Here is a 6,662-nt window from a genome sequence, read left to right on the forward strand (position 1 = left end):
TATTTGTTACTAGAAGTTTGCCCGGATTGTCCAGATCGTAAACATGCATGAGTTTTCCTTCAATTAGCCACGCTATCGATAGCTGCTTTACACGCAAGTCTTGGCATATTGAAGGAGGAATTCAAATTGTTTGTCATTCGGGTTACCGTTTTTGTGCTTATCGGATTGCTTAGTCTTGCACCCCAGCTGTCAGCTGCCGTTCCGGAAAACAAACAGCAAATTGCGCACGCTCCCGAGGACGGTTGGACGATGCCTTCGGCTATCGTGTTGATTGATGCCGGACATGGCGGGATTGACGGAGGCGCAACAGCCGGAAATACCTTGGAAAAGGATATAAATCTGGCCATCGCCCAAAAGCTGTACCTGCTGCTTAATAGTCAAGGCATTCCGGCCGTGCTGAATCGCACCGGTGATTATGCGCTTAGCGAAGAGAACCGGTGGCATGTGAGCAGATCTCGTCACAAGCGCGATTTGTCGCAACGCCGCCAGTTAACCGACGAGATCGAGACAACCATGCTGGTCAGCCTTCACGTGAACTGGACCAAGGACAGATCCAAGCATGGTCCGCTTGTACTGCATCAGTCTACTGGGGAAAGCGCCCTTCTTGCTTTTTGCATACAGGACACGCTGAATAGACAACAACAAACCGCTTTTTACCCGAGAGAAGGCAAGCCTTTTTATTTGCTGCGCAAGGTCGACCAGCCGGCCGTCATTGTAGAGATGGGCTTTATCAGCCATGAAGGCGACCGTACGATGCTCACCGACCCACGCGAGCAGCTTCGCGTTGCCTCGGCAATCGCCTCAGGGATTCGGCAGTATAAATGGATCACCCGATAACGAAGGAACCAGATCCGACAGCTTGACGAATTGAACTTGGCCGTCTGATTGCATCCCTGGAATGGATGCCTTAAGGACGGCTGCCGTTTTTTTGCCCGGAGGCCCAACATGGCCGATAACGATGCAAGTAGCATGGGATTCCAGATGCTTCTTCGCAATCGTCATTTGTTTCGATACATGCTGCTCCGTATAGACGTCATCAAGAAATACGTTGTTTGCGAGTGCCGGTACGCCAAGCTCCTCCGTTACTTTGGGTACAACCGTTTTGAAAGTCGTACGGCTGTCGAGGAAAAATAATCCCCGTTCCTTGCAGACCGAAAGGACGATACGCATAATCCGTTCGTCAGCCGTAATTTTGGAGCCCATGTGATTGTTCATGCCTACCGCATACGGAACGTTATCAATGGCATCCTCTACCCGCTTCTTAATTTCGGCATCGCTGAGATCAGCGGTAATTGCCCCTGGACCCAGCCAATTTTTTTGCCCTTTATTAGGCTCCATCGGCATATGCACAATAACATCGTGTCCAAGGCGATGCGCTTCTTCGGCATCCTTCTTGGTGGTTGGCATAAACGGCATAATCGCTACCGTAAATTTAACGGGCAGCTGCAGCATCTCTTCCGTGCCGTTCATTCCGTTGCCGAAATCATCGATTACAATCGCAAACTGTCTTGCCGACTTCGCTTGTTCTTCCTCTGCGGCCATCGCTTGTCCCGCGCCTGCCGGCATGAATAACACGAGTGCAATGATCCAAATGACAGCTGCTCTTTTTCGTTTGTTCACGTCATACACCCTTTCCCTTTTATCCCCTTCATTGTTTGTCCAACGGAGGAAAAATATGCTGAATTTTGCAACTTTATTGGATGGGTTGACGAATGAAACCCGTACATGCTACCATAAGGGACGTAATAAGGCATGCGGTCGTGGCGGAATTGGCAGACGCGCTAGATTCAGGTTCTAGTGGTGTAACAGCCGTGGAGGTTCGAGTCCTCTCGACCGCACCATGCATAAAGGGTTCCAGCGCATGAGCTGGAGCCTTTTTCTTTTGTCTTAACTATTTCTTAATAAACAGCTTGACTCTTCTCTTTACTTAATGGTATGATATCTTTCGTTGGCAACAACATTTGCGGTCGTGGCGGAATTGGCAGACGCGCTAGATTCAGGTTCTAGTGGTGTAACAGCCGTGGAGGTTCGAGTCCTCTCGACCGCACCATACATAAACAGTCAAAGGTTTTGGTTAGTCTAGCGATAGACAACCAAAACCTTTTTTGTATACCTCGACGCAATAAAAGCAGGAAACCCTGCGTACCAGAGTTTCCTGCTGTATGCTGTACTTGCTATTCTGCAGAACCGCGTTCGCTTGAGGCAAGCTCAAAGCGGTAATTGCGGCTCAGCTTGACGACCCGTCTGTTGTGACGACGGATGACAACCGATGCGTCATCCCAAGCAACAACGATTCCAATCACGTCGTTTACTTCCATCTCGTCCCGAACGACACGGATCTTCTCGCCGCTTTGGCGAAACTGATCCAACTGCTCTTCACTAATCACCGCTTATACCTCCGTGCGGACTAACCGACATGCTCCTTGGAATCATTGGTTTCATACCATTCATCAAGCACTCTTGAAGACATGACGCGCTTTGCGATATATTCTGCCTGACGTTCCGTGAATTGACCTTTCCATTCCTCACCGAGCTCTTCGCAAAGCTTCACAATCGTAAGAAGCTCCGACCATGCAACATAACGCTTGTACCAGAAAAATTGCGGATGCTCAATCATATAAGGATACAAATCATCAAATTCCGTATGCTTGCAATCTAACGCGCGTTCGAAGTGAACTTTCGCGTCACCCAGTTTCGCAGTCAAAAATTCAGAAGTTATCATTGCCGCTGCCTCCCCTCGGTTCCTTCACCCTCATTATAACTTAGTCGAACTGAATTTGCCCGTTTTTCAAAGAAGTAACATTTACTAGCGACTCAACCCGTACACCTTGCTCGCGAAGCGTTCTTGAACCGGCCTGGAACGATTTCTCGAGAACAATCCCCATGCCCACCAGCTCTGCGCCGGATCTCTCAATGATCTTGATCAGTCCGCGGGCTGCATCGCCGTTAGCGATAATATCGTCGATGAAGAGCACTTTATCTTCAGCCGACAAAAACTGCTTCGACACCATAATATCGGTCACCATCCCTTTTGTAAAGGACGGAACACGCTCCGAATAAGCATCCGGATCCGCGATTAAAGTTTTCTTGCGACGTGCAAATACAAGTGGTACTCCTAGTACGTACGCCGTAGCATAAGCAACGGGAATACCAGAGGATTCGATCGTAACAACTTTCGTAATTTTCTCGTCAGCAAACCGTTTTGCGAATTCATGTCCCATTTCCATCGTAAGAGCAGGATCGACCTGGTGGTTAAGTATAGAATCCAGCCGCAACACATCGCTTGAAAGTACCGATGCTTGCTCTAAAATTCGTTCTTTTAAAATATCCATCGTCATTTCCCTCCACCAAAATCTCTTTTCGATAACTTACCATAGGATAGGCAAACAACGCAACCCGGCTCTTTCAAATTTTTTATCGAAGCAGGAGAGGAATCATTTTATATAGAAGAGATATATAATCCAAAGCAACTTCTTCCAGATATGGACGTAAATAAAGAGAAGATTTCAGCACAAAAAGCGACCCAAAAGGAGCGCAATCGCATGAACAAGACAAAGAGAACCTACCATGCAGCAAAATGGACGGCTGTTATGGCCCTTTCCCTTATAGCGGCAACAGGCTGTTCGAACGCGTTGAACTCGGAAGCCCCTTCAAGCGTGCAGCTGGCCGAGCATTCATCGGATACTTACCCAACGGGCGACAGTCCGCAGAAAACCTACTCCCAAGGGCAGGATAGCGGGAGTTACGGCAAGGAGCCTGCAGCAAGCGGCGCAAATGCGTCCGGCGGAGATATGAGCGCGGAATCCTCCGGCAAAAACACATCCCCGTCCGGCACTGGCACGGCAAGCAAACAGCAGCAATGGGATGCTTCCCACCCGATCATGCTCGGGCTTCGGATCGGCGATTCCAATACGAAAGTATCCGAGCGCTATGGCAAAGCAAATGACGTATACAGCCTGAAGGACGACTCGGAGACGATAGAGGTTCACGAATACAAAGGTTTTGCCGTAGGGATCAACGAAGACAAAGCGATCCAGTACATAGAGGTTTACGATAAGTCGATTGTAACCGGGCTCAGCGGCGTTCGCGTCGAGGACAAAACGGAAACCGTGCTTAAAGCGCTTGGCAAACCAACTTCCCAGAACAGCTACATCATTACTTACCAAGGAAAAGACTCGCTGCTCAAATTTGATCTGGATCCGGATCACAACAAAATCGTTTCGATCAAGCTGTTAGCCGGAGCTTAACCGGACCGCTTATCCGGAAGTTGCTGTCATGCCCGTCCCTCTTTGGACATACCTTCTTATATAGAAGGTTATTTTCGGGAGGACATGCCATGGTAAAGCGTACGGGTAAGGCTCTTCAAATCGCATCCACTTATATCGGTACGATTGTAGGCGCCGGTTTCGCGACTGGACAAGAGATCTTGCAGTTTTTCACCCGCTTCGGCTATTGGGGTACACTGACGATCGCTGTCGCGACGGTGCTATTTATATGGCTGGGCGGCAAGATGATGCTGATTGCCAGCGAGATCGGGGCAAAGTCCTACGAGGATCTGAACATTGCATTGTTTGGCGATAAGTACGGGAAATGGATCAGCCATTTCATGCTGGTTGTGCTGCTTGGCGTAACCGCCGTGATGCTTGCCGGTGCGGGCACCATCTTTTACGAGAATTGGAATGTCTCTTATCAAACGGGATTACTCGTCACCATCGCCGCATGTTACTTCCTGCTTCGCAAAGGCATGAAAGCGATTCTGACGGTTAATGCGATTGTAGTGCCGGTTATGCTGCTCTTCACCGCGTTAATTATGCTGGATACGTTCCAAACGCCCGAAGCCGACAGGTTCATAACGATTGCAACGGACCATTCGGTATGGGCGGCATGGGCTTCCCCATTCCTGTATACCGCCTTTAACCTGTCGATGGCGCAAGCCGTGCTTGTCCCGCTTGGCTCGGAGATTAAAGACCGTAAAACCATTGTACTGGGCTCATGGATTGGCGGAATCGGAATCGGCATTATGCTGCTCGCCGGACATATTGCGTTATCCGTCCATATGCCCGGCATCCAGCAGTTTGCCATCCCGATGGGAGGCATCGCCAAGCAGCTTGGCCATATCGTGCAATATATTTATATTTTCCTCATATTCGCCGAGATCTTTACGACGCTTATTGCCGACATTTACGGTCTGACTCTCCAGCTCCAGGAACGGCTGAAATGGTCCCGTCCGTTCATAACTTTGGGCATTCTCGCTTTCTGCTATTTTGCGAGCCAAATCGGCTTTGGCCCGCTGCTGTCGACGCTTTATCCGATTTTTGGCCTTATCAGCTTAGGCTGGCTATACCTGGTCATCCGACGAAGGATGGCTCACTAATGGACGGCTGCTGCCGGGAAGCTCGATTTGCGCGGCATGAGGGATGCCACTCCGCAGGGCAGCCCGGATATGCTCATGGCAGGTAAACAGAATCAATTGGCGCGATAACGACAATTCGCCAAGCAATTGGGCGACGGCTTGCAGGCGCTGGCGGTCGAAGTTAACAAACAAATCATCCAGCAGCAGCGGCATGCCCGCTGCTGCTGTTCGTTCTACGGCAAGCGCAAGCCGCATGGCCAGATACACCAGCTCGGCTGTGCCGCGGCTTAACATAACGGAATCGACTAATCGGTTATCCGACGTCTCGAGCCGGAGCGAAGGCTGGTCCGGGGTCGTCATCACCCGGATATATCGCCCCTCCGTAAGACGGCGTACAAATTCGCTTGCCAGCTTCAGCAAGGCGGGCTGCCGTTCTTCCTCGTATATCCGTCTCGTTGTCCGAATGAGGGAGGCGCTGACAGCCAGCATGGCATAACGCTCGGCATCCTGAGTGATCCGGGCAAGCGTCATTTCCTTGACGGCCAGCAGCTCCCGGCGCTTCTCCTCCTGCAGCAAATGCTCAAGCTGCTGGCGCAGTCTTCCCCGCTTATCGAGCAGATCCCCCCTGTTCCTCTCCAGCTGCTCGGCTTCCAATTGAAGCCGCTCGCAAAGCTGCTTCAGCTCATCTCCGTCGTGGCTGGTGAGCAGCAGCTCAAGTTCCTTTAACCGTTCCTCCGACATGCCTGCTTCGATCTCGATCCGCAGCTTATTCCGTTCGTTATCGATGGCTTCCAATCGATTCCGGTGAACGAGAACGGCTGCAAATTCGGCTTCGTTATGGAAACCGGCAGCTTCCGTAAGCTGTCGGATGGAAGAGTTGAGCTGCTGCTGCTTGTCTCCGACCGCCGTTAAGGCTAATTGAAGAGCTTGAAGCCGCTCATCCAGCCGGGCGGCTTCTTCCTGCGCCGCTGCCTGCCGGCGCAGCTCCGCCTGCAGGAGCCGCAATGCCAATGCGGGCTCCACGGGAAGACGCTGCGCCGCGTCCGGGAAGGCGGCGCAAAGCTCCGCCGCGCGGACCTCGAACGCGGCAAGCTGGGCGTTGGCCGCGGCGAGCTTCGCTGCGCGGCGGTCCCGCTGCTGGAGCCGGTGCAAAGCTTGCTCGGCAAGCTCGAATATTTCGAGCGCTGCATCCGGCGACATGTCCGGCAGCGCTATCGCTTCCAGCCAGCCGCGCCATTGCCGGGCAGCGGCTGCACGCTCTTCCGCCGCGGCGGCGGCAGCCTCGCGGCGTTCGCCGGCGGCAGCGCGA

8 protein-coding genes and 2 tRNA genes are annotated in these 6,662 nt (G+C 51.8%); 5 read left to right on the plus strand and 5 right to left on the minus strand.

The features are described from left to right. Positions 1-126: 126 nt before the first annotated feature. Entirely contained in the window at positions 127-837 is a 711-nt protein-coding gene (locus PGL01S_RS25445; protein ID WP_127497639.1) for an N-acetylmuramoyl-L-alanine amidase family protein, read from the plus strand. Here the strand turns inward: PGL01S_RS25445 and PGL01S_RS25450 are convergent. Then, entirely contained in the window at positions 802-1,629 is an 828-nt protein-coding gene (locus tag PGL01S_RS25450) for a divergent polysaccharide deacetylase family protein (RefSeq protein ID WP_127497642.1), read from the minus strand. The two genes, PGL01S_RS25445 and PGL01S_RS25450, sit on opposite strands and share 36 nt — an antisense overlap. A gap of 125 nt (positions 1,630-1,754) precedes the next feature. Here PGL01S_RS25450 and PGL01S_RS25455 point away from each other — a divergent pair. Then, positions 1,755-1,841: transfer RNA gene (locus PGL01S_RS25455), tRNA-Leu, on the plus strand. A gap of 122 nt (positions 1,842-1,963) precedes the next feature. Further along, positions 1,964-2,050, plus strand: a tRNA-Leu gene (locus PGL01S_RS25460). 124 nt (positions 2,051-2,174) lie between these two features. On the opposite strand, the gene PGL01S_RS25465 is transcribed toward PGL01S_RS25460, so the two are convergent. Genes PGL01S_RS25465 through PGL01S_RS25475 form a run of 3 tightly spaced genes read right to left on the minus strand, consistent with a single transcriptional unit; the run spans position 2,175 to position 3,332 of the window. Further along, entirely contained in the window at positions 2,175-2,387 is a 213-nt protein-coding gene (locus tag PGL01S_RS25465; protein WP_127497645.1) for a hypothetical protein, read from the minus strand. 20 nt (positions 2,388-2,407) lie between these two features. Next, positions 2,408-2,722, minus strand: coding sequence for a hypothetical protein (locus PGL01S_RS25470; protein ID WP_127497648.1), 315 nt, complete (start codon positions 2,720-2,722; stop codon positions 2,408-2,410). 40 nt (positions 2,723-2,762) lie between these two features. Further along, positions 2,763-3,332, minus strand: coding sequence for a xanthine phosphoribosyltransferase (locus tag PGL01S_RS25475; protein ID WP_015845569.1), 570 nt, complete (start codon positions 3,330-3,332; stop codon positions 2,763-2,765). A 210-nt stretch (positions 3,333-3,542) separates the two neighbouring features. On the opposite strand from PGL01S_RS25475, the gene PGL01S_RS25480 reads away from it, so the two are divergent. Both PGL01S_RS25480 and PGL01S_RS25485 read left to right on the plus strand, forming a co-directional pair. Beyond that, positions 3,543-4,247, plus strand: a complete 705-nt coding sequence (locus PGL01S_RS25480) for a hypothetical protein (RefSeq protein ID WP_127497650.1) — start codon at positions 3,543-3,545, stop codon at positions 4,245-4,247. A gap of 89 nt (positions 4,248-4,336) precedes the next feature. Continuing rightward, entirely contained in the window at positions 4,337-5,374 is a 1,038-nt protein-coding gene (locus PGL01S_RS25485) for a YkvI family membrane protein (RefSeq protein WP_127497652.1), read from the plus strand. On the opposite strand, the gene PGL01S_RS30960 is transcribed toward PGL01S_RS25485, so the two are convergent. Then, positions 5,339-6,662 (minus strand): ATP-binding protein (locus PGL01S_RS30960; RefSeq protein ID WP_373864171.1); only part of this gene is annotated, 1,324 nt, incomplete at its 5' end. The genes PGL01S_RS25485 and PGL01S_RS30960 overlap by 36 nt on opposite strands.

The sequence above is a fragment of the Paenibacillus glycanilyticus NBRC 16618 genome, assembly GCF_004000805.1.
Taxonomy (GTDB): Bacteria; Bacillota; Bacilli; order Paenibacillales; family Paenibacillaceae; genus Pristimantibacillus; species Pristimantibacillus glycanilyticus.

Excerpts from the sequence above, each read along its gene's own strand:
- PGL01S_RS25475 (WP_015845569.1), bottom strand. The coding sequence starts at position 3,332 with ATGGATATTTTAAAAGAACGAATTTTAGAGCAAGCATCGGTACTTTCA.
- PGL01S_RS25470 (WP_127497648.1), bottom strand. The coding sequence starts at position 2,722 with ATGATAACTTCTGAATTTTTGACTGCGAAACTGGGTGACGCGAAAGTT.
- PGL01S_RS25480 (WP_127497650.1), top strand. The coding sequence starts at position 3,543 with ATGAACAAGACAAAGAGAACCTACCATGCAGCAAAATGGACGGCTGTT.
- PGL01S_RS25485 (WP_127497652.1), top strand. The coding sequence starts at position 4,337 with ATGGTAAAGCGTACGGGTAAGGCTCTTCAAATCGCATCCACTTATATC.